General features: G+C 68.7%; 26 protein-coding genes. 13 read left to right on the forward strand and 13 right to left on the reverse strand.

Annotated features, from left to right (window positions below; translation table 11 throughout):
• Positions 1 to 7: 7 nt before the first annotated feature.
• The 6 genes from V6M51_RS13865 to lpxB are packed head-to-tail and all read left to right on the forward strand — an operon-like array spanning position 8 to position 4,998.
• Positions 8 to 661 (forward strand): OmpH family outer membrane protein, encoded by a 654-nt coding sequence (locus V6M51_RS13865; protein ID WP_332768053.1) that lies wholly within the window; start codon positions 8 to 10, stop codon positions 659 to 661.
• 40 nt (positions 662 to 701) lie between these two features.
• Entirely contained in the window at positions 702 to 1,721 is a 1,020-nt protein-coding gene (gene lpxD / locus V6M51_RS13870) for a UDP-3-O-(3-hydroxymyristoyl)glucosamine N-acyltransferase (protein WP_332768055.1), read from the forward strand.
• Positions 1,718 to 2,188 carry a 3-hydroxyacyl-ACP dehydratase FabZ gene (gene fabZ / locus V6M51_RS13875; RefSeq protein ID WP_332768057.1) on the forward strand — a complete coding sequence of 157 codons (471 nt, stop codon included), beginning with the start codon at positions 1,718 to 1,720 and terminating at the stop codon, positions 2,186 to 2,188. The genes lpxD and fabZ overlap by 4 nt, the downstream gene beginning before the upstream one ends.
• Positions 2,189 to 2,190: 2 nt before the next feature.
• Positions 2,191 to 2,982, forward strand: coding sequence for an acyl-ACP--UDP-N-acetylglucosamine O-acyltransferase (lpxA, locus tag V6M51_RS13880; protein WP_332768348.1), 792 nt, complete (start codon positions 2,191 to 2,193; stop codon positions 2,980 to 2,982).
• 10 nt (positions 2,983 to 2,992) lie between these two features.
• Positions 2,993 to 3,835 carry a UDP-2,3-diacylglucosamine diphosphatase gene (lpxI, locus tag V6M51_RS13885; RefSeq protein WP_332768059.1) on the forward strand — a complete coding sequence of 281 codons (843 nt, stop codon included), beginning with the start codon at positions 2,993 to 2,995 and terminating at the stop codon, positions 3,833 to 3,835.
• Positions 3,832 to 4,998, forward strand: coding sequence for a lipid-A-disaccharide synthase (gene lpxB / locus V6M51_RS13890; RefSeq protein WP_332768060.1), 1,167 nt, complete (start codon positions 3,832 to 3,834; stop codon positions 4,996 to 4,998). The genes lpxI and lpxB overlap by 4 nt, the downstream gene beginning before the upstream one ends.
• On the opposite strand, the gene V6M51_RS13895 is transcribed toward lpxB, so the two are convergent.
• From V6M51_RS13895 to gltX, 3 genes are all read right to left on the reverse strand, one after another.
• Complete coding sequence (locus V6M51_RS13895; RefSeq protein ID WP_332768061.1) at positions 4,939 to 5,313, reverse strand: hypothetical protein; 375 nt, start codon at positions 5,311 to 5,313, stop codon at positions 4,939 to 4,941. The genes lpxB and V6M51_RS13895 overlap by 60 nt on opposite strands.
• A gap of 89 nt (positions 5,314 to 5,402) precedes the next feature.
• Positions 5,403 to 6,683, reverse strand: coding sequence for a citrate synthase (gltA, locus tag V6M51_RS13900; RefSeq protein WP_254833206.1), 1,281 nt, complete (start codon positions 6,681 to 6,683; stop codon positions 5,403 to 5,405).
• A gap of 60 nt (positions 6,684 to 6,743) precedes the next feature.
• Positions 6,744 to 8,147: a glutamate--tRNA ligase gene (gltX, locus tag V6M51_RS13905; protein WP_332768063.1), complete on the reverse strand. Its 1,404-nt coding sequence runs from the start codon at positions 8,145 to 8,147 to the stop codon at positions 6,744 to 6,746.
• Positions 8,148 to 8,160: 13 nt separating this feature from the next.
• On the opposite strand from gltX, the gene V6M51_RS13910 reads away from it, so the two are divergent.
• Positions 8,161 to 10,338, forward strand: coding sequence for a ComEC/Rec2 family competence protein (locus tag V6M51_RS13910; protein ID WP_332768065.1), 2,178 nt, complete (start codon positions 8,161 to 8,163; stop codon positions 10,336 to 10,338).
• On the opposite strand, the gene lexA is transcribed toward V6M51_RS13910, so the two are convergent.
• From lexA to V6M51_RS13935, 5 genes are all read right to left on the reverse strand, one after another.
• Positions 10,319 to 11,008 (reverse strand): transcriptional repressor LexA, encoded by a 690-nt coding sequence (gene lexA / locus V6M51_RS13915; protein WP_332768067.1) that lies wholly within the window; start codon positions 11,006 to 11,008, stop codon positions 10,319 to 10,321. The two genes, V6M51_RS13910 and lexA, sit on opposite strands and share 20 nt — an antisense overlap.
• A 116-nt stretch (positions 11,009 to 11,124) precedes the next feature.
• On the reverse strand, positions 11,125 to 12,090 hold the full coding sequence (locus V6M51_RS13920) for a hypothetical protein (protein ID WP_332768069.1): 966 nt from the start codon (positions 12,088 to 12,090) through the stop codon (positions 11,125 to 11,127).
• Positions 12,087 to 12,875, reverse strand: coding sequence for an indole-3-glycerol phosphate synthase TrpC (gene trpC, locus V6M51_RS13925; RefSeq protein ID WP_332768071.1), 789 nt, complete (start codon positions 12,873 to 12,875; stop codon positions 12,087 to 12,089). Before trpC ends, V6M51_RS13920 begins: the two co-directional genes overlap by 4 nt.
• Positions 12,872 to 13,888 (reverse strand): anthranilate phosphoribosyltransferase, encoded by a 1,017-nt coding sequence (gene trpD, locus V6M51_RS13930; protein WP_332768073.1) that lies wholly within the window; start codon positions 13,886 to 13,888, stop codon positions 12,872 to 12,874. Before trpD ends, trpC begins: the two co-directional genes overlap by 4 nt.
• Positions 13,889 to 13,892: 4 nt before the next feature.
• Positions 13,893 to 14,483: an anthranilate synthase component II gene (locus V6M51_RS13935; protein ID WP_332768075.1), complete on the reverse strand. Its 591-nt coding sequence runs from the start codon at positions 14,481 to 14,483 to the stop codon at positions 13,893 to 13,895.
• 79 nt (positions 14,484 to 14,562) lie between these two features.
• Here V6M51_RS13935 and V6M51_RS13940 point away from each other — a divergent pair, with 79 nt between their 5' ends.
• Positions 14,563 to 14,763 carry a hypothetical protein gene (locus V6M51_RS13940; RefSeq protein WP_332768077.1) on the forward strand — a complete coding sequence of 67 codons (201 nt, stop codon included), beginning with the start codon at positions 14,563 to 14,565 and terminating at the stop codon, positions 14,761 to 14,763.
• On the opposite strand, the gene trpE is transcribed toward V6M51_RS13940, so the two are convergent.
• Both trpE and V6M51_RS13950 read right to left on the reverse strand, forming a co-directional pair.
• Positions 14,760 to 16,292, reverse strand: coding sequence for an anthranilate synthase component I (trpE, locus tag V6M51_RS13945; RefSeq protein ID WP_332768079.1), 1,533 nt, complete (start codon positions 16,290 to 16,292; stop codon positions 14,760 to 14,762). The two genes, V6M51_RS13940 and trpE, sit on opposite strands and share 4 nt — an antisense overlap.
• Positions 16,289 to 18,226 (reverse strand): peptidyl-prolyl cis-trans isomerase, encoded by a 1,938-nt coding sequence (locus V6M51_RS13950; RefSeq protein ID WP_332768081.1) that lies wholly within the window; start codon positions 18,224 to 18,226, stop codon positions 16,289 to 16,291. The genes trpE and V6M51_RS13950 overlap by 4 nt, the downstream gene beginning before the upstream one ends.
• A gap of 134 nt (positions 18,227 to 18,360) precedes the next feature.
• On the opposite strand from V6M51_RS13950, the gene tpiA reads away from it, so the two are divergent.
• The gene (gene tpiA / locus V6M51_RS13955; protein ID WP_332768083.1) at positions 18,361 to 19,104 is read left to right on the forward strand and encodes a triose-phosphate isomerase; all 744 of its coding nucleotides are present in this window, start codon (positions 18,361 to 18,363) and stop codon (positions 19,102 to 19,104) included.
• Here the strand turns inward: tpiA and V6M51_RS13960 are convergent.
• Together V6M51_RS13960 and V6M51_RS13965 are read right to left on the reverse strand one after the other, a co-directional pair.
• Positions 19,101 to 19,517 (reverse strand): VOC family protein, encoded by a 417-nt coding sequence (locus tag V6M51_RS13960; RefSeq protein WP_332768085.1) that lies wholly within the window; start codon positions 19,515 to 19,517, stop codon positions 19,101 to 19,103. The two genes, tpiA and V6M51_RS13960, sit on opposite strands and share 4 nt — an antisense overlap.
• Positions 19,518 to 19,542: 25 nt before the next feature.
• Entirely contained in the window at positions 19,543 to 20,166 is a 624-nt protein-coding gene (locus tag V6M51_RS13965) for a GNAT family N-acetyltransferase (protein ID WP_332768087.1), read from the reverse strand.
• A 3-nt stretch (positions 20,167 to 20,169) separates the two neighbouring features.
• Here V6M51_RS13965 and secG point away from each other — a divergent pair, with 3 nt between their 5' ends.
• From secG to rpmF, 3 genes are all read left to right on the forward strand, one after another.
• Positions 20,170 to 20,604: a preprotein translocase subunit SecG gene (secG, locus tag V6M51_RS13970; protein WP_332768088.1), complete on the forward strand. Its 435-nt coding sequence runs from the start codon at positions 20,170 to 20,172 to the stop codon at positions 20,602 to 20,604.
• A 154-nt stretch (positions 20,605 to 20,758) separates the two neighbouring features.
• Complete coding sequence (locus tag V6M51_RS13975) at positions 20,759 to 22,399, forward strand: CTP synthase (RefSeq protein WP_332768089.1); 1,641 nt, start codon at positions 20,759 to 20,761, stop codon at positions 22,397 to 22,399.
• A 135-nt stretch (positions 22,400 to 22,534) separates the two neighbouring features.
• Positions 22,535 to 22,717 (forward strand): 50S ribosomal protein L32, encoded by a 183-nt coding sequence (gene rpmF, locus V6M51_RS13980; RefSeq protein ID WP_254833223.1) that lies wholly within the window; start codon positions 22,535 to 22,537, stop codon positions 22,715 to 22,717.
• A gap of 88 nt (positions 22,718 to 22,805) precedes the next feature.
• On the opposite strand, the gene V6M51_RS13985 is transcribed toward rpmF, so the two are convergent.
• A complete protein-coding gene (locus tag V6M51_RS13985; protein ID WP_332768090.1) occupies positions 22,806 to 23,582 on the reverse strand; it encodes an enoyl-CoA hydratase in 777 nt (258 codons plus the stop codon).
• A gap of 111 nt (positions 23,583 to 23,693) precedes the next feature.
• Between V6M51_RS13985 and eno the strand changes: the two genes are divergently transcribed.
• Complete coding sequence (gene eno / locus V6M51_RS13990) at positions 23,694 to 24,977, forward strand: phosphopyruvate hydratase (protein ID WP_332768091.1); 1,284 nt, start codon at positions 23,694 to 23,696, stop codon at positions 24,975 to 24,977.
• Positions 24,978 to 25,044 lie beyond the last annotated feature (67 nt).

Here is a 25,044-nt window from a genome sequence, read left to right on the forward strand (position 1 = left end):
TCCACTCATGACGATCAAAGCCCTCGTCGCGGCGACCTGTGTCGCCGCCATCGCCGCGTCCGCATCCAGCGCCGCGTTCGCCCAAGCGGCCGCTCCGGCGCCCGCGGCCGCGGCAGCGCCTGCGGTCACCCACGGACCGGCGCTCCCGGGTCACTGCATCATCTCGCTCGAAGGCTCCATCGGCTCTTCGACCGTGGGCAAGTACGTCCAGACCCGCCTGCAGCAGATCGCCACCCAGGTTCAGGCCGAGCTGAAGGCTGAGGACGCCGCCATCCAGAACGAGGCCAAGACCCTTGAAGGCCAGCGCGCCACCCTCGACCAGAACACCTTCGAGACCCGCGCCTCGGCCCTGCAGGTCAAGGCCAACGCCTTCCAACGCAAGGCTCAGCTGCGCGAGCGCGAACTGCAGGCCACTCAGCAGAAGGCGCTGGGCCGCGTCGGCCAGGAGCTGGACCCGATCATCCGTCAGGTTTACCAGCAGCGCCAATGCAGCCTGCTGCTGACCCGCGACGCCGTGGTCATCGCCAATCCGGCCATGGACATCTCGGGCCCGGTTGTCACGGCGCTCAACGCCAAGATCACCCAGTTCAACTTCGACCGCGAGCGCCTGGACCAGGCGGCGCCTGGCGCGCAAACTCCGGCCACGCCGCCCCGCCGGTAGGCCGACTCGCGCTAGACCCGGGTCGAGCCGAAGGATTTCGATGCCCGATCCGCGTTTCTTTGAAGACCTTGGACCCGTCACCTTGGCCGAGTTGGCCGAGGTGACGGGCGCCAAGCTGGCCGACGCCGCCCAGGGCGGACGCTCGGTCCGCGCCGTGGCGGTCCTGGCGCAGGCCCAGTCCGACACCGTCACCTTTCTCACCGACCGCAAATACGCCGAGGCCTTGGCGCAGCGCCGGCCAGCTGGCGTCTTCGTGTCCGCCGCCGATGCGGCGCTGGTTCCCGAGGGGTGCGCCGCCCTGATCACCGCCACGCCGCACGCCGCCTACGCCGCGGCCGCCAACCGCCTGCATCGTCCCCGCCGCCACATCGGCGCGGACGCCGTGTCGCGCGACGCGGTGCTGGAGGACGGGGTGACCCTGTCGCCGGGCGTGGTGATCGGTCCGGGGGCCCGGATCGGCCGCGGAACCGTGATCGGCGCCAATTCGGTGATCGGCCCCGGCGTGGCCGTCGGCCGCGACTGCGTCATCGGCGCGGGCGCCAGCATCGGCTTCGCGCTGCTGGGCGACCGGGTCGCCATCCTGGCGGGAGCCCGGATCGGCGAGGCCGGCTTCGGGGCCACCGGCGCGGCCCAGGGGGTAATCGACGTGCCCCAGCTCGGCCGGGTGATTCTGCAGGACGGCGTTACAATCGGCGCCAATAGTTGCGTTGACCGCGGGGCCTTCGAGGACACCGTGGTGGGCGAGAACACCAAGATCGACAACCTTGTGCACATCGCACACAACGTGCGCGTGGGACGGAACTGCGTCATGGCGGCCTATACGGGCATCTCCGGCAGCGTCACGATCGGCGATGGCGTCGCCTTCGGGGGTCGGGCAGGGGTGGCGGACCACATCAGCATCGGCGACCGCGCGCAGATCGCGGCGGCCGCGGGCCTGTTCCGCAACGTGCCGGCGGGCGAGACCTGGGGCGGGGTTCCGGCCCAACCCATTCGGAAATGGATGCGCGAGGTCGCCTGGCTTTCGAAGTCGGCCGGCGTTCGCAAAGGATCGGACAAATGAGCGAGGCCCCCGTCGTCGAGGCGCAGACCTCCATCGACATCTCAGAGATCCTGCTGCGGATCCCGCACCGCTATCCGTTCCTGCTGGTCGATCGGGCCGAGGACTATCGCCAGGGCGAGTCAATCGTCGGCATCAAATGCGTGACCATCAACGAGCCGTTCTTCCAGGGCCACTTCCCGGAATACGCGGTCATGCCCGGCGTGCTGATCGTCGAGGCCATGGCCCAGACCGGCGCCGTGCTGATGTCGAAGTCGCTGAACGTCGACCGGGCGGGCAAGACCATCCTGTTCACCTCGCTGGACAATTGCCGCTTCCGCCAACCGGTGCGGCCAGGCGACGTGCTGCGTATGAACGTTCGCGTGGTGCGCGCCCGCGGCGGCCTGTTCAAGTTCGAAGGCAAGGCCCTGGTGGGCGACAAGACGGCGGCCGAGGCGGAGTTCGCGGCCATGCTGGTGGAGACCCCGTGAGCATCGAAGTCCACCCCACGGCCATCGTCGACGCCAAGGCCGAGCTCGCCGACGGCGTTTCCGTCGGGCCGTTCAGCATCGTCGGCCCGAATGTCCGGCTTGGCGCCGGCACCAAGCTGCTCTCCCATGTGGTGATAGACGGCCATACGGAGCTGGGCGCCGAAAACCTGGTCCATCCCTTCGCCGTGCTGGGCGGCCCGCCGCAGCACACAGCCTATAAGGGCGAGCCCACCCGCCTGGTCATCGGCGACCGCAATCTGATCCGCGAACATGCCACCATGAACACCGGCACGGTGGGCGGCGGCGGCCTGACCCAGGTCGGGTCCGACGGCCTCTATATGATCGAGTGCCACATCGGCCATGACTGCATGGTTGGCGACCACGTGATCCTGACCAAGCAGGCGACCCTGGGCGGCCACTGCGAGATCGGCGATTTCGTCATCCTCGGCGGGCTGGCGGCGGTGCATCAACGCATCCGCGTCGGGCGTCACGCCATGATCGGCGGCCTGGCGGCCGTGGTGAAGGACGTGATCCCCTACGGCTCGGTCTGGGGCAACCATGCCCACCTCGAGGGTCTGAACCTGCTCGGCCTCAAGCGCCGGGGTTTCAGCCGCGAGACGATCAACACCATGCGCGCGGCCTACCGCCTGCTGTTCGCCGACGAGGGCACCTTCCAGGAGCGCCTGGACGATACGGTCGAGACCTATTCCGACTGCCCCGAGGTGATGGAGATCATCGACTTCATCCGCGCCGACGCCAGCCGCCCCCTGTGCTTGCCCGAGCGCGAGGTTTAGGCTGACGCCTATGCAGAAGCTTGGATTGATCGCCGGCGGCGGAACCCTCCCGGTCGAGATCGCCGAACACTGCGAACAGGCGGGCCGGCCGTTCTTCATCGTGCGGCTGAAGGGTTTCGCCGGTTCGGAGATCGCGCGGTTCCCGGGCGCCGATATCGGGATCGCCGAGCTGGGCAAGTGCTTCAAGGCGCTGAAGCGCGCGGGATGCCGCGCCGTGACCCTGGTGGGCAATGTCGACCGGCCCGATTTTAAGTCGCTGACTCCCGACCTGCGAGGCCTGATGGCCTTGCCCGCCGTGCTGGCCGCCGCGCGAAAGGGCGACGACGCCTTGCTGCGCGCCCTGGTCGGCGAGTTCGAGAAGGAAGGCTTCGCCGTCGAGGGCGCCCATGAGGTGATGGGCGACCTGACCCTGCCCGCCGGACCGTTGGGCCGGGTGTCCCCCAGCGCCGATCAGATGGCCGACGTGCAGCGCGCCCTGCAGGTGGCTCGCGAGATCGGTCGGCTGGATGTAGGGCAGGGGGCCGTGGTCTGCGACGGCCTGGTCCTGGCCGTGGAGGCCCAGGAGGGCACCGACGCCATGCTGGGCCGGGTGGCCAAGCTGCCACCGGCCATCCGCGGCACGCCCGACACGCCGCGCGGGGTCCTGGCCAAGGCGCCCAAGCCCATCCAGGAAACCCGCATCGACCTACCGACCATCGGCCTCAACACCATCCGGCGGGCCGCCGAGGCGGGGCTGGCGGGCCTGGCGGGCGAAACCGGACGTCTGCTGGTGCTGGACCGCGAGGCGGTGATCGAGATGGCCGACGAGCTTGGCCTGTTCATCGTCGGCGTGGAGCCTCCGGGCGCGCCGTGAACCGGCCCCTCTGCGTCATGCTGGTGGCCGCCGAGGCCTCCGGAGACGACCGCGGGGCGGGCCTGGCCCAGGCGCTGCGTCAAAGGCTGGGCGGTGAGGTTCGCTTCGTCGGGGTGGGCGGCGCGAAGATGGCGGCGCAGGGCGTCCAGAGCCCCTTCGACATCTCGCAACTCTCGATCCTGGGCCTGCTGGAAGGCTTGCTGGCCTACCGCAAGGTGGTCGCGCGGGTGGCCGACACCGTGGCCCTGGCGGAGCGCGAGCGGCCCGACGTCGTGGTGCTGATCGATTCCTGGGGCTTCACCCTGAGGGTGGCCCAGCAGCTACGGAAACGCCGGCCGGACCTGCCGCTGGTGAAATATGTCGGGCCCCAGGTCTGGGCCACGCGGCCGGGGCGGGCCAAGACCCTGGCGGCCACGGTCGACCATCTGCTTTCGATCCACAAGTTCGACCCGCCATATTTCGAGGCCGAGGGCCTGGCGGTCACCTTCGTCGGCAATTCCGCGCTCAATGTCGATTTCAGCAATGCGGACGGGGCGCGGCTGCGCGACGACCTGGGCGTGGCGCCTGACGCCCCGGTCCTGCTGGTCCTGCCCGGCAGTCGGCCCAGTGAGATCGCCCGCGTCCTGCCGCCGTTCGCCGAGGCCGTGGCGCTGCTGAAGGCCCAGCGTCCGGAGCTCCAGGTGGTGATTCCCGCCGCGCCCACGGTCGCCGAGGCCGTGAAGGCGCAGGCTGGTGGCTGGGCGCATGTGGTCGAGGGCGATGCGGCCAAGCTGGACGCCATGAAGGCCGCCACCGTGGCCTTGGCCTGTTCCGGCACCGTGACCACGGAACTGGCCCTGGCGGGCGTGCCGATGGTGGTGGCCTATCGACTGGGGAACTTCACCCACTTCGTGCTCAAGCGGCTCCTGCGCTCGCCTTGGATCACCCTGTTCAACATCGCCGCCCAGGACTTCGTCGCGCCTGAGTTCGTACAGGACGACTGCAACGGGTCGGCCCTTGCCGCCGCCGTGGGCGAGCGGCTGGATTTCCCGGGCATGCGCTACGCCCAGATCGAGGCGCAGCACGAGGCGCTGGCCAAGATGGGGCGCGACGGCCCCGATCCCTCAGAGGCCGCCGCCGACGCCGTGCTCAAACTGCTCGCCGACCGCCGCGCGCGGCCTTAGGCGCGCCGCGTCGAGGATCGGGACATAGGTCTCGACCGGTCCCGCGGCGGCGGCGTTGTGCACCTCAAGCACCCGCGCCTCCAGCCGGCCGAGACCCGCCTGCTCGCAGGCGGGGTCGTAGCGGTCGCGCCGATAGGCCTCGAACTGGGCCTCGGATTCCCATAGCTCGATGCTGCAGGCGCCTTCCTTGTCGAAGCCCACGAAATGCAGCAGGGCGCCGTCCGGGGGATCGTTTTCCCACCCGATGGCGTCCTTGACGTCGTCGTAGTCCTGCTTGGTGGCGGCGTTTACCAGGTAGACGGCCATGATCGTCATGACGCCCTCCTTATGATGACCCGGGCCGCCCGGCCCGGGCCTTCACAATAGGCGTGTGACGCCGTCGCGCAACCTTATGGCGACAGCGTCTAGCGCTTGTCGACGGCCACGTAGTCGCGCGCCGGCGCGCCGGTGTAGATCTGCCGTGGGCGACCGATCTTCTGCGACGGATCCTCGATCATTTCCTTCCACTGCGAGATCCAGCCCACGGTGCGGGCCAGGGCGAACAGCACCGTGAACATCTCGGGCGGGAAGCCGAGCGCGCGCAAGGTGATGCCGGAGTAGAAGTCGACGTTCGGGTAGAGCTTGCGTTCGACGAAGTAGGGATCGCTGAGCGCGACCTTTTCCAGCTCCATCGCCACCTTCAGCAGCGGGTCGTCCTGGAGGCCGACCTCGGCGAGGACCTCGTGGCAGGTCTTCTGCATCACGGTGGCGCGGGGGTCGTAGTTCTTATAGACCCGGTGGCCGAAGCCCATCAGGCGGTAGCGGCGGTCCTTCACGCCCTGGACGTACTCCGGGATGCGATCGACGGTGCCGATCTCCTTGAGCATGTTCAGCGCCTCTTCGTTGGCGCCGCCATGGCTGGGGCCCCAGAGGCAGGCGATGCCGGCCGCGATGCAGGCGAACGGATTGGCGCCCGACGAGCCGGCCAGACGGACGGTGGAGGTCGACGCGTTCTGCTCGTGATCGGCGTGCAGGATGAAGATGCGGTCCATGGCGCGGGTCAGGACCGGATTGGGCTTCCAGTCCTCGGCGGGCACCGAGAAGCACATGCGCAGGAAGTTCTCCGAGTAGGAGAGGTCGTTACGCGGATGCACGAAGGGCTGGCCGCGGAAGTATTTGAAGGCGCGCGCGGCGATCGTCGGCATCTTGGCGATCAGCCGGTGCGACGAGATCATCCGCTGCTCGGGATCATCGACATTGGTGCTGTCGTGATAGAAGGCCGAGAGGGCGCCGACCGCTCCGACCATGATCGCCATCGGGTGAGCATCCCGACGGAAACCCATGAAAAACCTATCGAACTGCTCGTGAAGCATCGTGTGATAGGTGATGTTGTGGTTGAACTTCTCGAACTCCTTGGCGTTTGGGAGCTCGCCGTTCAGCAGCAGGTAACAGACCTCCAGGAAGCTGGACTTCTCGGCCAGCTGGTCGATCGGATAGCCTCGGTGGAGGAGGATGCCCGCGTCGCCGTCGATGAAGGTGATCTTGCTCTCGCACGAAGCGGTCGATGTGAAGCCCGGATCGTAGGTGAAGACGTCGGCTTCGGCGTAGAGCTTCCGGATATCCACGACCGCCGGGCCGTCGGTGCCTTTCAGGATCGGCAGCTCGACGGTTTTCCCGTCAAAGCTCACTTTCGCCGTATCGCCCATGCCATCCCCTTCCGCGAATTCAATGAAATAAAACGCCTGTTCGGCGTGCCTTATAGCGCCTTACGCGGCCGGTGAAAGCGCATCGTCGAGGCGGCCTAAACTTTCTTCTTTTCCAAGGCTTACAAGGGCTCCCGCGAGGTCAGGCGCCGGGGCTCCGCCCGACAGCATGCCGCGCAGCGCCGGACCGATCTTGCCCAGGCCCACGCCCTCGGCCTCGGCGAAGCCGCGCAGGGCGGCTTCCAGGTCGGAAACCGTCCAGGCGTCCTGCTGAGCGAGGTGACTGCGCAGGCGCGACATCCGCGCCCGCGTCTCGTCTGTCAGAAAGCCCAGAATCTTTTCCGGCAACTCCAGCGGCCGGCGCTTCAGGGCGAACACCGTGGCGTCGGCCAGTTCCAGGGTGGTCTTGGCCCCATCGCGGACCAGCGGGATGGTCCGCGCCAGGATCGCGGCGTCGCCATCGGCCAGGTGGAAATCGCGGCTCTTGTGCACCCCAGTCACCAGCTCGACCAGGCGGTCGATCGCCGCCAGTCGGAGATAGTGGTTGTTCAGGTGGTTCAGCTTGTCCCAATCCAGCCGGGCCGGGGCGCTGACCACGTTCTCCAGTTCGAACCAGGAGATAGCCTGATCGTCGGAGAAGATCTCGTCATTGCCGTGGCCCCAGCCGAGCCGGGCCAGGTAGTTGCGCATGGCTTCCGGCAGATAGCCCATGTCGTCGAATTCGCTGACCGCCTGGGCGCCGTGTCGCTTGGAGAGCTTGGCGCCGTCGGGGCCGTGGATCATCGGCAGGTGCGCCCAGATCGGGACCTCCCAGTCCAGGGCCTGATAGATCAGGGTCTGGCGCGCGGCGTTGTTCAGGTGGTCGTCGCCACGGATGACGTGGGTGATCCCCATCTCATGGTCATCGACCACCACGGCGAGATTGTAGGTGGGTGTTCCGTCCGTGCGCAGCAGGATCAGGTCGTCCAGATCCTTGTTCTTGAAGGAGATGTCCCCCTTCACTCGATCCTGGACGATGGTCTCGCCGTCCTGCGGGCCCTTGAAGCGGATCACATAGGGGCGGTCGTTGAAATTGGCGTCGGCGTCGCGCCAGGGCGAGCGGATGGCCCGGCCCTCGGCCCGGGCGACCTCACGTTCGGCGGCGGTCTCTTCGACGGTCATGTAGCAGCGATAGGCGCGGCCCTTGGCCAGCAGATCCTGAGCGGCCAGGACGTGGCGGTCGGCGCGGCCGGCCTGGAAGACCGGCTCGGCGTCCACGTCGAGGCCCAGCCACTTCATGCCGTCGAAGATCACCTTCACGGCGGCCTCCGTGGATCGTTCGCGATCCGTGTCCTCGATGCGAAGAAGGAACTTCCCACCCGTATGGCGTGCATATAGCCAGTTGAATAGCGCGGTGCGGGCCGTGCCTATATGCATCGCGCCGGTGGGCGAGGGGGCGATACGGGTGACGACGGGACGGTCGGGCATCGAAACTCAAGGCTTGGAGCTGGAGACGGCGGCGCGAGGCCGCGCGCGCGGTCTTAGCACGAGCTTTCGCGCCGGTCCTAGCTTTCGCCGCATCGCAGCATGGGTCGGTGAGCAGGCCCGCGCCCAGACCGATCGCTGGACCCTATGGACGCCCGTCGCCTTCGGGATCGGGGCGGCGATCTATCTGGCCTTGCCCGGCGAACCCCTGACCCTGATGGCGTTCCTGGCCCTGGCCGTCGCCGCGGGGTTGGTCGCGGCGACGCGATGGAGTCCGCGCCGGGCGTTCACGGTCGGCCTGGTGCTGCTGGCCTTCGGGTCGGCGGGATTCGCGGCGGCCAAGCTGCGCACCCAGGCCGTCCGTGCGCCCATAGCGCCCGCAGGGACGGGCGTGGTGAGCATCGAGGCCTTCGTGGTCGATGTGGCCAGTCCGGGGCGGGGCGGGCCGCGCCTGTTGCTGGCCCCGATCCGGGTCAGTCGCCTGGAGCCCGAGGCCACCCCGATCCGCGTGCGGGTCACCTTGAAGGACGATGATGTCCTGCCGGCCCCGGGGACCGCCATCCGGCTGCGCGGCATGCTGAACGCTCCGCCGCCGCCCGCCAGCCCCGGCTCCTACGACTTCGCCCGCGACGCCTTCTTCGACGGCATCGGCGGGGTGGGTTTCGCCTTGACCCCGGTCCGCGAGATCGAGGTCGCGCAACGGCCGCCGTGGCGTCTGGCCTGGGAAATGCGGATCAACGCGGCGCGCTGGTCCTTGGCGAGGCAGATCGTCGACGAGATGGGCGTGGAGAGCGGCGGCCTGGCCGCGGCCATGGTCACCGGCCACGAGGCCTTCATCCCCAAGGAACAGGTCGAGGCTCTGCGAGCGGCAGGCTTGGCCCATATCATCTCGATCTCCGGCCTGCACATGGCCATCGTCGGCGGCTTCACCTTCGCCCTGGTGCGCCTGTTGATCGCCGCCTGGCCCTGGGCGGCGCTGCGCATCTCTTCGAAGAAGACCGCGGCGCTGGCCGGCTTCGCCGCCGTACTGGCCTATCTGGTGCTGTCGGGCGCCCCCAGCCCGGCGGAACGGGCGGCGATCACGGCGGCGGCGGCCTTCGGCGCCATCCTGGTCGACCGCCAGGCGATCAGCCTGCGGACCCTGGCCATCGCCGCCCTGGGCATCTTGATCCTGCATCCGGAGGCCGTGTCGGAGCCGGGCTTCCAGATGTCCTTCGCCGCCACCGCGGCGCTGGTGGCCCTGGCCGAGGCCTGGCCCCGGGTTCCGAAGGAGATCAACACCCCCTGGCCGATCCGTCTGGTGCAGGCGATCGGCGTCTGGACGGCGGCCAGCCTGGGGGCCAGCTTCGTGGCGGGCCTGGCCACTGGCCCCTTCGCCATGCAGCACTTCAACCGGGTCGCCACTTTCGGCCTGGTCGCCAATCTGCTGGTGGCGCCGATCTCCTCGTTCCTGATGATGCCCGCCCTGGCCCTTGGCGCGGTGCTGGCGCCGTTGGGCCTGGGCGCAGTTCCCCTGGCCGCGGCCGATCTGGCCATCGACACCATGAATCGCATCGCCGCCACGGCGGCGGGCTTGCCGGGCGCGCAGCTGACCGTCGCCAGCGCACCGGGCTGGACCCTGGCCGCGGCCTTCCTGGGCATCCTTTGGCTGTGTCTCTGCAGGGGGCCGCTGCGCTGGCTGGGCCTGCCGTTCGCCCTGGCGGTGGCGATCTACCCCCGGCCTTCCGCGCCGGACGCCTGGATCGCCGCCGACGGCTCGACCGTTGCCGTGAGGGCCGGGGATGAGGCGGTGCTGTTCCGCCCCGACGCCAAGCTGTTCGCCGCCGAACTCTGGGCCCGTCGGCGCGGCCTGAGGGTCCCGGAGGGCGGCCTGGCGGCCCGCGACAGAAGTTATGATTGCGACCGCTGGTCCTGCGCGCCGCGCCTGGGCGCCGAGACGCCGAGAATAGCCGCGATCATGACCCGGCGGCCTTCGACCATCGAGCGCAAGCTGCCGCTGTTCTGCCAATGGGCCGAGGTCGTGGTGGTGCGTGGCGAGGCCCCGCCATGCCCAGGCGCCCTGACGCTCACCCAGGCCGACTTCGCCCGAGGCGGATCGGCCGAGCTCTATCGTGAGCCGGACGGCTGGCGGATCGTCTGGGCGCAGGACCTTCGCGGCCAGCGCCCTTGGACGCTCAGTGGTAGCGGCGGATGAGGCCGACCAGGCGGCCCTGGACCTGGATCTGGTCGGGACCGAAGATCCGGGTCTCATAGGCGGGGTTGGAGGCCTCCAGCGCGATGGAGGCGCCCTTGCGGCGCAGGCGCTTCAGGGTGGCTTCCTCGCCCATGATCAGGGCCACGACGATGTCGCCGGAATTGGCGGCGTCGGTCTTGCGGATCACCACATAGTCGCCGTCGAGGATGCCGGCGTTGATCATCGAGTCGCCTTGGACCTCGAGGACGAAATGCTCGCCCGCGCCCAGCATGACCTCGGGGACCGGCAGCCGGTCGCGTTCCTGCTGGATCGCCTCGATCGGCGTGCCGGCGGCGATCTTGCCCAGAACCGGCAGGTCGCGGGTGTCGTTGGCCACCATCGGGGCGGCCTGACCGGCCTCCACCAACTGCGGCTTGAAGGGGGAGCGGCCCTTGGGTGGGGCCGTGGTCGTCGCCTGTTGCGGCAACTTCACCACCTCAAGCGCCCGGGCCCTGTGCGGCAGGCGGCGTAGGAAGCCGCGCTCTTCCAGGGCGGTGATCAGCCGATGGATGCCGGACTTGGACGCCAGATCGAGCGCCTCCTTCATCTCGTCGAAGGACGGCGAGACGCCGCTTTCCTTGATCCGCTCATGGATGAACATGAGCAATTCGTGCTGTTTACGGGTGAGCATGGCAGTCGAGCCCTTGGAGAACAAAGCGCAAACGTTGGTAATGTTCTCTAGGTGTTCCTGGTTAATGTCAAGTTACCGGCTTCGTCCTTGAAATTTCAGGCCTTTTCGAAGAGCCGTCAGGGCCGAATCTGTGGGAGACGACTCAGGGGCTGGGTCGCGGGATAGACGGCCAGGAATCGCTCGGCCACGAAGTGCAGCACCACGTCCGGGCGCTCGCGCTCGATGAAGTCGGCGACCACGTCGCCCTCGTGCCAGACATAGACCGAACGGGAGAAATGCTCGGCCAGGAAGTCGATGCTGAGGGTGGCGGTGGAGTCGCGGAACACAACGGCGGTGGGCAGGCTCTTGTCGTCCTGCTCCTTTATGATCAGTTCGCGACCATCGAAAATCTCGGCGTAGTCCCGGGGGACCTCGACGGTGCGGGCCTTGACCTCGTCGTCGCGGACCGAGAGCGCGATGGTCAGCTCCAGCATGGTCCCGCGCGCCCGGCCGAGTTTGGCCTCGACCTCGAACTCGGCCTTCTGGGCCTCGTCGATCTGGACATAGACGTCACCCTCCATGCCCGCGATCCAGGAGCGCATCGCGCCATAGGTCTTGGGCGGATGGGTGGCGATCCCAGCCTCGCGCGCGGCCTCGATGGCGATGCGGTAGAGGTGATAGGCGCCCAGCCAATTTACGTGGGTGTCGCCCCGGAAATAGAGCAGGCCGAAGCGTTTCAGGCGTTCGAAGGCGTCGGCCACATAGCGCACGGCGTTCGGCGCCATAGCTGTCATCGCGAGCGCCGGGCGATGGGACGAGAGCCGCAGGCGATCGAGGCCGAGCGGTAGGTATTCGCGATAGGCGACGCTCTTTTCCGGGCTGATGAACATCAGATAGGGCGCCGACCCGATGAGGCGCTGGCGCTCCGCCAGGGTGGCCGCGACTCGCGCGCGCTCGGCCCGCGACCAGCGCTTCAGGCCGAACTGCCAGCTCAGAAAGTCGTGTGTGTCGTTGACCAGGAAGACCCAGCCGCCCAGGGCGATCAGCGCCTTACCCGCCTGCCGGGCCTTGGCCGCAGCGACGCGGCGGCGCGCGCCGATCAAGCGAGCAGGGCCTTGGTGGCGGCGGCGACGTCGGCCTGGCGCATCAGGCTCTCGCCGACCAGCATGGCCCGCGCGCCCGAGCGTTCCAGCCGCGCGGCGTCGGCCGGCGTGAAGACGCCGCTCTCGGTGACCAGAAGGGCGTCCCTCGGCGCGGCCGCGGCCAGGCGCTCGGTGATCGCCAGGTCGACGGTGAATGTGCGCAGGTCGCGGTTGTTGACCCCGACCAGCTCCGCGCCGAGCGCGCCCGCGCGGGCCATCTCGGCTTCGTCGTGCACCTCCACCAGGGCGTCCATGCCTAGGCGCGCGGCCTCGGACATCAGATCGGCGGCCACGGCGTCGTCGACCATGGCCAGGATCACCAGGATGGCGTCAGCCCCGAACCCGCGGGATTCCGCCACCTGCCAGGGATCGACCAGGAATTCCTTGCGCAGGGCCGGCAGGGCGACGGCGTCGCGGGCGGCGGTCAGGAAGCTGTCGGCGCCCTGGAAACTGGGCGCGTCGGTCAGGACCGAGAGGCAGGCCGCGCCGCCGGCCTCGTAGGCCCGGGCCAAGGCCGGGGGATCGAAATCCGCGCGGATCAGGCCCTTGGACGGCGAGGCCTTCTTGATCTCGGCGATCAGGGCCAAGCGCCCCGGCGCGTGATGGCGTTCCAGGGCGGCGCGAAAGCCGCGGGGCGGAGAGGCGGCCTTGGCGGCGGCCTCCAGCTCGGCCACCGAGCGGCGGCCTTTGCGATCGGCGACCTCGTCGCGCTTGTAGGCGGCGATCTTGTCGAGGATGTCGCTCATGGCACGTTGGTGACGGCGACCAGCTTGGCGAGCGTCGCCCTGGCCCGTCCGTCGTCGATCACCTGGGCGGCCAACTCCACCCCGTCGCGGAGGGTCTCGACCTGGTCGCCGACCAGGAAGGCGGCCGCGGCGTTCAGCAGCACGATGTCGCGATAGGGACCCTTGGCGCCGTCCAGCAGGTCGTTCAGGGCCACGGCGTTCTCGGCCGGCGAACCGCCGGTGAGATCGGCCAGGGCCGAGCGGGGCAGGCCGACGGCCTCCGGCGTGATCGTGAACAGTCGCACCTGGCCGTCGCGGAACTCGGCCACGCTGGTCTCGCCCGTGGTGGTCATCTCGTCCATGCCGCCGCCATGGACGACCCAGGCGCGGGTGGAACCCAGGGCTCCCAGCACCCGAGCCAGGGGCTCGACCCAGCGATCGGCGAACACGCCCATGACCTGGCGCTGCGCCCCGGCCGGATTGGTCAGCGGCCCCAGCAGGTTGAAGATGGTCCGGAAACCCAGCTCCGCGCGGATCGGCGAAACATGGCGCATGGCGCCGTGGTGCGCCTGGGCGAACATGAAGCAGATGCCGGCCTCATCCAGGGCCTGGCGCTGGCGGATCGCCGAGGCCGAGATGTTAACGCCCAGTTCGTGGAGCACGTCGGCCGCGCCGGACTTGGACGACAGGGCCCGGTTGCCATGCTTGGCGACCTTGATCCCGCCGCCGGCCACCACGAAGCCCACTGCGGTGGAGATGTTCAGCGTGTGCAGACCGTCGCCGCCGGTGCCGCAGACGTCCATGGTCTCATAGGGCAGTTCCAGATGCACCGCGGCCTTGCGCATGGCGCGCGCGCAGGCGGTGATCTCGCCGATCGTCTCGCCGCGCATCCGCATCGCCGTGACCGCGGCGGCGACCTGGGCCGGGGTCGGTTCGCCGCGCAGGCAGGCGGCGAAGAACTCGCCCGCGTCGTCCTCGGTGAGCGTGCCGCCATCGGCCAGGCGGCCCAGCAACGGCTTGAAGGCGTCGGACATGTCGCTAGGCGACTTCCAGCGGGGTGACGCCGGCCAGTTCCAGGAAATTGGCCAGCATGAGGTGGCCGCCTTCGGTGGCGATGGACTCGGGGTGGAACTGCACCCCGTGGACCGGCCGGGTGCGATGGGCGAAGCCCATGATCTCGCCGTCCTCGGTCCAGGCAGTGACGTCCAGTTCGGCGGGCAGGGTGTCGCGCTCCACCGACAGGCTGTGATAGCGGGTCGCCGTGAAGGGATTGGGCACGCCCTTGAATATCCCCTTGCCGGTGTGGCTGATGGCGCTGGTCTTGCCGTGCATCACCTGCTTGGCGCGGACCACGTCGCCGCCATAGGCCTGGCCGATGGCCTGGTGGCCCAGGCAGACGCCCAGGATCGGCAGGTCCTCCGGCGCGGCGCCCAGCAGGGGCAGGCAGATGCCGGCCTCGTTGGGGGTGCAGGGGCCCGGCGACAGCAGCACGCCCTGCGGATGCAGGCCGAGCGCCTCCTGAACGCTGAGGGCGTCGTTGCGATAGACAAGCGTCTCCGCGCCCAGCTCGTTCAGATAATGAACCAGGTTGTAGGTGAAGCTGTCATAGTTATCGATCACCAGGATCATGGGGGTTCTCTAGGCTGGCCTTGGCTCTGCGCCAAGACCCCGCATTGCAGGGAGACGCAGTTGGCGGGATGCTGTGGCCATGCCGCCCCCCGATTCCGCCCTCGACGCCGTGATGATCGCCAGAGCCCGCCGGCTGCTGGCCGGTCCCGAGGCGCGCGAGCGGGTCTGGCCTGCCCTGATCGCCGCGGCCTTCGCCGCCTCGACGGCCCTGGCGCTCGCCACGGCCATGATCCTGGCCCCGCCGGTGACCACCACGCACATCGTGCAGAAGGTACGCTAGACGAAGCGCCAGGCTTCTTGGGCCGCCTGCCGCAGGGCGCGGGCCTTGTGCAGGGTCTCGTCGTATTCCGCGTCGGCGTTGGAGTCGGCCACCACACCGCCGCCGGCCTGGACGTACATCATCCCGTCCTTGAAGCAGGCGGTGCGCAGCACGATGCAGGTGTCCACCGAGCCGTCGGCGCCGAAATAGCCCACCGCCCCGGCATAGGCGATGCCGCGCTTCTCGATCTCCAGTTCGTCGATGATCTCCATGGCCCGCACCTTGGGCGCGCCCGAGAGCGTACCGGCAGGGAGGGCGGCCATCAGCACGTCGACGGGATCCAGCCCCTCCGGCGCGTCGCCCTCGACATTGGAGACCAGGTGCATGACGTGGCTGTAGCGCTCGACGAAGAAGGAACCCGTCACCCGCACGCGAGGCCCGCGCGAGGCCTGGGGCGGCTCATTGGCGCCGGAGCTCTTCAGCATGGCCACCCGGCCCACGTCGTTGCGGCCCAGGTCCAGCAGCATCAGGTGTTCGGCCCGCTCCTTGGGATCGGCGATCAACTCGGCCTCGAGGCGGCGGTCCTCTTCGGGGGTCGCGCCGCGGGGGCGGGTGCCGGCGATGGGCCGGATGGTGATCTTGCCGTCGCGCAGGCGCACGAGGATCTCGGGGGACGAGCCCGCGAGCTGGAAATCCCCGAAGTTCAGATAGAACAGGAACGGCGAGGGATTGGTCCGCCGCAGCGACCGGTAGAGCGCGAACGGGTCCAGGGCGAAGGGCGCGCGGAACCGGTGGCTGGGCACCACCTGGAAGATGTCGCCGGCCAGGATGTAGTCCTTCGCCCGCGCCACGATGCGGTGATAGTCCTCGCGACTCACCGGGGTGGTGAAGCGGTCGGGCTCCGCTGCGCCGTCGCCGGCCAGGGGTGGGGCCGAGCCGCGCAGGTCGGCCATCACCTCGGCCAGGCGGGCCTTGGCGTCCTCATAGGCGGCCTTGGCGGTGATCTCCGAGGGCCGCACCGTGGTGACCAGCACGATCTCCTGGGCGATGGCGTCGAAGATCGCCACCATGGACGGCCGGGTCATCAGGCCATCGGGCAGGTCCAGCGGGTCGGGATTGACGTTGGGCAGGCGCTCGACCAGCCGGATCATGTCGTAGCCGATGGCTCCGAACACGCCGGCGGACATGGGCGGCAGGCCTTCGGGCAGGTCCAGGCGCGAGCGCGCCACCAGGTCGCGTAGGGAATCCAACGCTCCGCCGGCCTGGGACTGGAAGCGGCCGGCCTCGATGTCGGGCCCAACGGCGATCTCGGCCTTGTCACCCCGGCACCTCCAGACGAGGTCGGGCTTCATGGCGATCACCGAATAGCGGCCGCGGTGGGCGCCGCCCTCGACACTCTCGAACAGGAAGGCGTAGGGCCGCCCGTGGGCGATCTTCAGATAGGCCGAGACCGGGGTCTCCAGGTCGTCGATCAGCCTGGTCCAGACCACCTGCGGCGCGCCTTGAGCATACTTCGCCTCAAAGTCCGCAAACGCAGGTTCGATCGTCACTTGCTCTTCTCCGCCTTGCCGGCGCCGCCGGCCTCGCTGTCCTTCTCCAGGGGCGGGAGGCCGAGGGCCGCGCGCGCCTTGTCGGGATAGATCTTGACCTTCACCTCTTCGCGGGCCGCGCGGCGGGCGGTTTCGCCGATTTCGCGGAACAGGCCCATGGTCATCTGCGGCCGGGTCTCCTCCGTGATCCGGGCCAGGTTCGCCGGCGGCGGAGCGCGGACGCCCTCAAGCTTGGCGACCACCAGGCCGAAGCGCGGGTCCTGGGCCACGAAGACCTCGCCCGGCTTGGCGCCGAAGGCCTTCATGAGGGCGTCGCGCGACAGGGCCTGGGACTGGCCGGCGTTCTGGCGGTCCAGGCCGACCACGCGGGCGACCTTGGTCCCCGCGGCGGTGGCGACCGCTTCCAGGGTCTCGCCCTTGTTCAGGCGCGCGACGAAGGTGTCGGCCTTGGCCTGCATGCGCTTGACCATCTCCTGCATCATCCAGACCCGGGTGAGCTGCGGCTTGATCTCGGCGAGGGGCGGCATCGACTTGGGGATCACCCGTTCGACGCGGACGGCGAAGTACTCGCCATTGCCGATCTCCTGGATGTCGCTCTCACCGCCGGCGGGCAGGGCGAAGGCGGCTTCGAGGATCTTCGGCGTCAGGCCGGGCACGGGCTGGCCCTGCATCCCCACGCCCTGGGCGGTGACCGGGCCGACGGTCATGGATGGCACGCCAGCCTTCTTGGCGGCGTCGGGCAGGCTGGCGCCCTCGGCGTGGGCGTCCTCATAGGCCTGGCTCAGTGCATAGACCTTCTCGGACGCGGCGTCCTTGCGCAATTCGGCCTCGATCTGCGGGCGGATCTGCTCCAGCGTCACGGACTGGCCGGGGGTGATCTTGTCGACCTTGATCACCGCGAAGCCGAGCGCGCCCTGGATCGGCCCGGAGACCTCGCCGGCCTTGAGCGCGAAGGCCGCCTGGCCGACGCGCGGGTCGGCGACGGCGGTGCGCGGTTTGTCGACATAGGTGATAGCCTCGACGCCCAGGGACTTGGCGATGGCCTTGGCGTCCTCGCCCTTGGCCAGGCGCGCGGCGATCGTCCGGGCCGAGGCGGCGTCCTTGGCGGGAATCTGGACCAGCGAGCGGGTCTCGGCCTTGGCCAGGGTGTCCTTGCGGAATTCAAAGCGCTTCTGAACCTCGGCCTCGTCGATCGGCAGGACGCCCTGGATCATGGCCGGGCTGAAGGCGACCACGGTCAGGACGCGCAATTCCGGCCGGGTGAGCTGGGCTTCGTTCTGCTTCATGAAGGCGGTGAGCTGGGCGTCGGTGGGGGGCTTCGGCGCCTCGACGCTGCGCGGATCGATGGGGAAGTAGCCGACGTCCCGGGCTTCCAGCGAGTAGACGGCGCCCAGGGCGGTGTAGGCGCGCGGCACGCGCAGGCCGTTCACCATGGCCGAGATGGCGTGCGACTGGGCGATCTCGTCGCGCATGATGGTGTCGAACTTCTCGGGGGTCAGGCCCGCCTCGTTCAGCCGCTGCTGGTAGAGGGCCTTGTCGAAGGCGCCGGAGATCGGATTGAAGAAGGCCTGGATCTTGCGGATCTCCTTCTCCATCAGGCCATCCGACGGGCGGATGCCGGCCTTGTAGAGCAGCTCGCCAAAGGCTTCGCGCGAGGCGAGCTCCTCGAGCACCCGGGCGTCCACGCGATTCTCGACGGCCATCTCGACGGTGACCGGCTGGCCCATCTGCTGCTCGGCGTTCTTGCGGAACTGGTCGAACTCCCGCTTGAAGTCGGCGGCGGTGACGCCGCGCGAGCCCGCGGTGATCACGTCGTTCGAGAAATTGCCCTTGAACACGTCGTTGATGCCGAAGATCGCGAAGCTGACGACCAGCAGGCCGATCAGGACGGCGGCGACCCAGGATTTCGCGAATCTGCGTGTGGCGGCGAGCATTTGACCTAACCTGAGCCTGTTCGGCGTGAACCGTGGAACCGGGGGTATAGTGGAGGCGGCTTCCCCCCCGCAAGCGCGTGACAGAAAGAGCGGCTTGGCTTAACGCGCCTCGCAGCACCGCAAACGAGGCCTCGATGACCGCTCCCACCCCCCTGATCGCCGGCAATTGGAAGATGAACGGGGTCGCGGCCTCGCTGGCCGAGGCGCTCGCCACGGCCGCTGGACTGGGTGGGACGACGGCGCGGGTGGCGATCTGCCCGCCGGCGACCCTGACCGCGCGGGCCGCAGCGGCGCTCAAGGACACCAAGGTGCTGGTCGGCGGCCAGGACTGCCGGGCTGAGGCCTCCGGCGCCTTCACCGGCGATATCTCCGCGGCCATGCTGGCCGACGCCGGGGCGAGCCTGGTGATCCTGGGCCATTCCGAACGCCGCGCCGGCTACGGCGAGACCGACGCCCTGGTCGCCGCCAAGACCGGCGCCGCCCTGGCCGCGGGCCTCGAGCCCATCGTCTGCGTCGGCGAGACCCTGGACGAACGCAAGGCCGGCAAGGCCCTGGAGATCGTCACCGGGCAGGTGAGGGGCTCCCTGCCGGCCGAGCTGGCGGGCAAGGCCTTCTCCGTGGCCTATGAGCCCGTCTGGGCCATCGGCACCGGCCTGACGCCGTCGACGGCCGAGATCGAGGAAGTCCATGTGGCTATCCGCGCCACCCTGGTCGAGGTCTTCGGCGAGCACGGCAAGACTCCGGCGATTCTCTATGGCGGCTCGGTGAAGCCCTCGAACGCCGCGGAGATACTGCACGCGGCCGAGGTTGGCGGCGCCCTGGTCGGCGGCGCGTCCCTGAAGGCCGAAGACTTCCTGGGAATTATCCGGGCGCTTTAAGCGCTCGGCCCCTTGAGCTCCACCGTATTGCCCTCGGGGTCCTGCAGGTAGAGCGAGAACCCGTCGCCATCGGCGCCGTAGCGCTCGCCCTCGTCGGCGACCTTGACGCCGTGGGCCGCCAGGTGCGCCCGGATGGCCGCCTCGTCGAAGGGGCGCACGCGCAGGCAGAAGTGGTCGAGGTTGCGACCTTCGACACCCGGCGCGGCCCCGCCCATCGATCCGAGGCGGCCGTCGATGGTCACCAGGTCGATCAGGTCGTCGCCGACCCGCAGGTGGGTCAGGCCGAGCTCAGGGCGGTCCCGGTCGACGCTCGCGCCCAGGACATCGGTATAGAAGGCGATCATCGCCGCCTTGTCGGTGATCCGCAGGACGATGTGGTCGAAGCCGGCGAGGGTGATAGGGTTTGGGGTCATGGGCCTCAGATCGGGCTTTCTCGTCTCAAAGCAAGAGGCCGAACAGACGGCAATCGCGTCGATCGCCGTCGCGCAGCACGTGGCCGCGCAGCAGGCCCTCTTCGTGGAAGCCCAGCTTCTCCAGCAGGGCGTCGGAGCGCAAATTGCCCAGGTGGGTCCGGGCGCTCAGCCGCCGAAAGCCCGAGGAAGCGGCGAAGGCGATCACCGCACGCATGGCCTCCAGCGCATAGCCCTGGCCCCAGGCGCCGCGACCCAGCATGAAGCCGATCTCGGCGCGCTTGTGGCGCCGGTCGATGTCGGAGAGGTCGCAGGCCCCCAGGAACTCGGCTTCTTCCAGGGTCCAGATGGTCCAGTGGAGGGCGCGTTCGGCCTGGACATCGGCGACCTGGCCCTCGATCACCTCGCGCACCACGTCGGGATCGTCGATCTCGGGCACGTCCCAATGGGCCATGACCTCCGGGTCGCTGAGGATCGGGAACAGAAGTTCGGCGTCGGGGGCCTCCAGGGGCCGGAGACTGAGGCGTTCGGTTTCGAGAATCATGGCCTTGCCCGCGAACTGCGACGCCCTAGCTATGGCCTTGCGAACTTCCCAGTGGTAGAGCGCGCGCTTCATTTCGGCGCGGGCGACCGCCCGAACGCATCGGACCATGTCATGCTGCTCGGCATTCTGCTCACCATCCACATCATCGTCTGCATCTCGCTTATCGGCGTCGTGCTGCTGCAGCGCTCCGAAGGTGGCGCGCTCGGCATGGGGGGCGGACCCACCGGATTCATGAGCGCGCGGGGCGCGGGCGACCTGCTCACCCGCATCACCTGGATCCTGGGCAGCATCTTCTTCGTGCTCAGCCTGGTCCTGACCCTGATGGCCGGCCGTGAACGCGGGGCCTCTTCCGTCGTCGACCGCCTGAAGATCGACGCTATCGATCCCAACAGCCTCAACCAGCCGCCGGCGGCTGCCCCGGCCCCGTCCGCGCCGACCCAGTCCAGCGACGCGCCCGCGCCGCTCACCGCGCCGACGCCGACGGTCCGCAATCCCTTCGCCGGCGAAGAGCCGCAGCCGGCCGCGCCCGCGCCGTCCAACCCCTGAGTTCAGCGTGATCGTGAAACCATCCCAAGGGCCGCGAAAGCGGCCCTCAAGCCGTGTATTGGCTAAGATGCCGCAGGCCCGCGCGGAGCGATCCACAGCTCAGTGCGAATCACCACGGGGCGCCGCCTCCGAATCAGAGCTAATCTGAACGCCCATGACCCGGTACATTTTCATCACCGGCGGCGTGGTCTCCTCCTTGGGAAAAGGTCTCGCGTCCGCCGCCCTCGGCGCCTTGCTGCAAGCTCGCGGCTACAAGGTGCGCCTGCGTAAGCTCGACCCCTATCTGAACGTCGATCCGGGGACGATGAGCCCCTATCAGCACGGCGAGGTCTTCGTGACCGACGACGGCGCCGAGACCGACCTCGACCTGGGCCACTACGAGCGCTTCACCGGGGTGAACGCCACCAAGGCCGACAACATCACCACCGGCCAGATCTACAAGACCATCATCGAGAAGGAGCGGCGCGGCGACTATCTGGGCGCCACCGTCCAGGTGATCCCTCATGTCACCGACGAGATCCGAAACTTCGTGCTGTCCGATCCGGGGGAGGGCGTCGACTTCGTGCTGGTCGAGATCGGCGGCACGGTCGGCGACATCGAGGGCCTGCCGTTCTTCGAGGCGATCCGCCAGCTCGGCCAGGAATTGCCCCGCGGCCACGCCTGTTACATCCACCTGACCCTGCTGCCCTATATCAAGACGGCCGGGGAGATGAAGACCAAGCCGACCCAGCACTCGGTGAAGGAGCTACGCTCCATCGGCATACAGCCCGACATCCTGTTGTGCCGCTGCGAACAGCCGATTCCGGCCAGCGAGCGGCGCAAGATCGGCCTGTTCTGCAATGTCCGCGAAAGCGCCGTGATCCAGGCGATGGACAGCACCAACATCTATCACGTGCCGCTGGACTACCACGCCCAGGGCCTGGACCGCGAAGTGCTGGACGTGTTTGGCATGAGCGAGACCGCGCCAGCCCCCGACCTGACCCGCTGGCAGGCGATCTCCGACACGCTCACCAATCCCGACGGCGAGGTGAACGTCGCCATCGTCGGCAAGTATACCGGCCTGACCGACGCCTATAAGTCCCTGGTCGAGGCCCTGATCCACGGCGGCGTGGCCAACAATGTCAGGGTCAAGTTCGACTGGATCGAGGGCGAGGCCTTCGAGCGGGAGGAAGGCCTGATCTCCGAGCGCCTGACCGGAGTACATGCCGTGCTGGTGCCTGGCGCGTTCGGGGAGCGCGGCTCGGAAGGCATGATCCGCGCGGTCCAGTTCGCCCGCGAGCATGAGGTGCCGTATTTCGGCGTCTGTTTCGGCATGCAGATGGCGATGATCGAGGCCGCCCGGAACCTGGCCGGCATCAAGCACGCCTCGTCCACCGAGTTCGGCCCGACGTCGGAGCCCATTGTCGGTCTGATGACCGAATGGACCCGGGGCAACGAGCGCGAGGTCCGCAAGGAGGGCGACGCCCTGGGCGGCACCATGCGCCTGGGGGCCTATGAGGCGGTCCTTTCGCCCGGCTCCAAGGTCGCCGAGATCTATGGCGGCCTCGCCATCAGCGAGCGCCACAGGCACCGCTACGAGGTCAATATCGAGTACAGAGACGCCATCGAGCGCACCGGCCTCAACTTCTCGGGCCTGTCGCCGGACGGGGTTCTGCCGGAGATCTGCGAGCGGGCCGACCATCCTTGGTTCGTCGGCGTGCAGTTCCATCCGGAGCTGAAGAGCCGGCCCTTCGACCCGCACCCGCTGTTCGCCAGCTTCATCGGCGCGGCCAAGGAGCGGAGCCGGCTGGTCTAGTCTCGAAAGGCCTCGATTTCGAACCGTGTCGCAAGCGCTTGAAACGAGTCGGGGTTTGGGGCATACACCCGCGCTCACGTCGGCGGCCGGTCGTTCGGCCGCCGTCTCTATTTTCCACGCCTGCGAGATCCTCCCATGGCCGTTCCGAAACGCAAAGTATCCCCGTCGCGGCGCAACATGCGGCGCTCGCACCACGCCCTAGGCGCCAACTCCTTCGTCGAAGACAAGGAAACCGGCGAACTGAAGCGCCCGCACCACATCGATCTGAAGACCGGCATGTATAAGGGCCGTCAGGTCATCACGCCGAAGGAAGACTAGTCTTCCCGACCGGCGCGCCGCCTCTGGCGGCGACAGGCAATTCCCACCGCCCCCCAGGCCTGGCCTGCGGGGCGGTTTTGCTTTGCGATCAGCCCTGGCCGCGGCCGCGGGCCTGGATGCCGGCGCGCCGAGCCTCGACCATCTCGGGCGTCACGTGTCGGTTGTGGACCGTGGAGCGGGCGTGTTCCAGCTCCAGGCCGCGACGCAGGGACAGCTCGTATCCGTCGTCGATCATCGCCTTGTAGGTCACCAGCATCTCGGTATCGATCGTGGCCATGTCGGCGGCGAGCTTGATGGCCATGGGCATCAGGTCGGCGGGTTCCACCACGCGGTTGGCCAGGCCCCACTCATAGGCCGTCTTGGCGTCGAGGAAGTTGCCGCTGAGCGACAGCTCCTTGGCGCGGTATGGCCCGATGACGCGTGACAGCTTCTGGGAGAGGCCCCAGCCCGGCGTGATGCCGACCCGGGCATGGGTGTCGGCGAACCGGGCGTTGGTCGAGCAGATCAGCACGTCGCAGGCCAGGGCCAGCTCGAACCCGCCAGTGATGGCGACGCCGTTGATGGCGCCGATCACCGGCTTCTTGCAGGCGATCACCGCCCAGGCGGGGTTCTCGGAAGGCTCGACGGCGTTGGCGGCGCGCAGGCCGTCCGGATCGCCGCCCAGCTCCTTGAGGTCCAGGCCGGCGGTGAAGGCCCGTTCGCCGGCGCCGGTCAGGACGATCACCCGCACCTCGGGATCGACCTCCAGGGCCTGCAGCGCCTCGTGCAAGGCCGCCCGCAGCGCCTTCGACAGCGCGTTCATGGCCTCGGGCCGGTTCAGGGTCACGACGGCGACGCCGTCGGCGGGTTTTTCGGTGAGCAGCATGGGGGCATCAGCCGGAGATGGCGGCCGCGAGTCAAGGCGCCCACGATTGCCCCGGCGGACGAAGCTGGCTAAGGGTCCCCGGCCGTTTCGCCTAAGCGCCAAGGAGCTTCCATGACCGAGATCGTCGACATCACCGCCCGGGAGATCCTGGACAGCCGCGGCAATCCGACGGTCGAGGTGGATGTGATCCTGGAAGACGGCGCCATGGGCCGCGCCGCCGTGCCCTCCGGCGCCTCCACCGGCGCCCACGAGGCGGTCGAGAAACGCGACGGCGACAAGACGCGCTATCTGGGCAAGGGCGTCCGGCAGGCGGTGGATGCGGTCAATGGCGAGATCTATGACGCCTTGTCCGGCGTCGACGCCGAGGACCAGCGTCGGCTCGACAAGCTGCTGATCGAACTGGACGGCACGGCCAACAAGTCGCGCCTGGGCGCCAACGCCATCCTGGGGGTCAGCCTGGCCGCCGCCAAGGCCGCGGCGATCAGCGCCGGCCTGCCGCTCTATAAGTATGTGGGCGGGGTCTCGGCCCGCGTCCTGCCGGTGCCGATGATGAACATCATCAATGGCGGCGCCCATGCCGACAACCCGATCGACATCCAGGAATTCATGATCCTGCCCACCGGCGCCGACACCTTCGCCGAGGGCCTGCGCATGGGCGCGGAGATCTTTCACGCGCTGAAGAAGGCGCTGCACGACGCCGGCCACAACACCAATGTGGGCGATGAGGGCGGCTTCGCCCCCAATATCGGCTCGGCCGAGGAGGCCCTGGCCTTCATCGTCAAGGCGGGCCAGGCGGCGGGCTACAAGGCCGGCGACCACTTCCAGCTGGGCCTTGACGCCGCCTCGACCGAATTCTTCAAGGGCGGCAAGTACGTGATGGACGGGGAGGGCAAGAGCCTCGATCCGGCCGGCATGGTCGATTACCTGGCCGGCCTGGTGGCCAAGTTCCCCATCGTCACCATCGAGGACGGCATGGCCGAGGACGACCTCGAGGGCTGGAAGCTGCTCACCGAGCGGCTGGGCGGCAAGATCCAGTTGGTGGGCGACGACCTCTTCGTCACCAATCCGGCGCGGCTCTCGGCGCTCGGCGTGCAGCAGGGTCTGGCCAATTCCATCCTGGTCAAGGTCAACCAGATCGGCACCCTGTCGGAGACCCTGGACGCCGTCGACATGGCCCACCGCGCCGCCTACACGGCCGTGATGAGCCACCGCTCGGGCGAGACCGAGGACAGCACTATCGCCGACCTGGCGGTGGCCACCAACTGCGGTCAGATCAAGACCGGCTCCCTGTCGCGCTCCGATCGCACCGCCAAGTACAACCAGCTGCTGCGCATCGAGGAGGAACTGGGCGACCAGGCCATCTATCTGGGCGCCAAGGCGATCAAGCACCTCTAGGCGTCGGCCGGGTTTCGAATCTCCGCCGAGCGCCTGTAGGCTCCCGCGACTGGGACCTGGGGTGGCG

Source organism: Phenylobacterium sp. (genome assembly GCF_036677185.1).
GTDB lineage: Bacteria > Pseudomonadota > Alphaproteobacteria > Caulobacterales > Caulobacteraceae > Phenylobacterium.